The sequence below is a fragment of the Escherichia sp. 20412-1 genome (assembly GCF_003027595.1).
GTDB classification, from domain to species: Bacteria; Pseudomonadota; Gammaproteobacteria; order Enterobacterales; family Enterobacteriaceae; genus Escherichia; species Escherichia marmotae.
Genome location: NZ_PYQM01000122.1, coordinates 1 through 714 on the forward strand (window position 1 = coordinate 1; position 714 = coordinate 714).

Sequence of the window (714 nt, forward strand, 5' to 3'; positions counted from 1 at the left end):
CATATTTGCCGCCCGTCCCCGTAAATCCTCCGGTCGCGAAATGGAAGTTCGCCGCCGCAGCCTGAATGGCCGTCCCCGTGGACGCGGATGCGCCACCACCGAAAGCACCACCAATGGCGCTGCCGATGGCACTGATCGCACTCCCGACCATTCCGGCCATGGCCTGCTTCAGCAGAATTTCCGTCAGCATCGACAACACCGAACGGGTGAAGCTGCGCCAGTTCTGTTCGCTGCCGGTCAGCATTGCTGCCATATTCTGCGCAATCCCGTCAAAGGTCTGCATGGACACACTTTTCACCTGCGAAAAACTGTCCATCGCACTCTCAGCCCACTGGCTCCAGCCCGACTGAAGCCCGGCCATCCAGCTACCATTCAGCTGGTCTTCCGAAGCCCATGTCTGTTTCAGCGCACCTGTTGCCTTCGCCAGCGCCTGCGGGTTATCACCATACACCTCGCGCAACCGCTGCTCTTCTGACTCCCGCTGCGCCTGCCTGTCAGTCAGCCCCCTGCCTTTTGCACTGATGGCAGCCTGTTTTGCCCGCTGCTGCTGTGCAAATCTCTCCGCCTGGTCTGCCAGCTCGTTCAGCCGTTTCTGGTATTCAACCCTGTCGCCCAGGTCAGCCAGCTGGCGTCTGTACTCCAGCGTCTCGTCTTTATGCGCCAGCAGGGATTTCTCCTGTGCGGATAACTGGCGACGTTGTGCCGCCTCCGCCA

General features: G+C 60.5%; 1 protein-coding gene. It reads right to left on the reverse strand.

Going from position 1 to position 714, the window contains the following annotated elements; translation table 11 throughout:
* A partial coding sequence (locus tag C7B16_RS24280; RefSeq protein WP_107180295.1) for a phage tail tape measure protein occupies nucleotides 1-714 on the reverse strand: 714 nt, incomplete at both ends.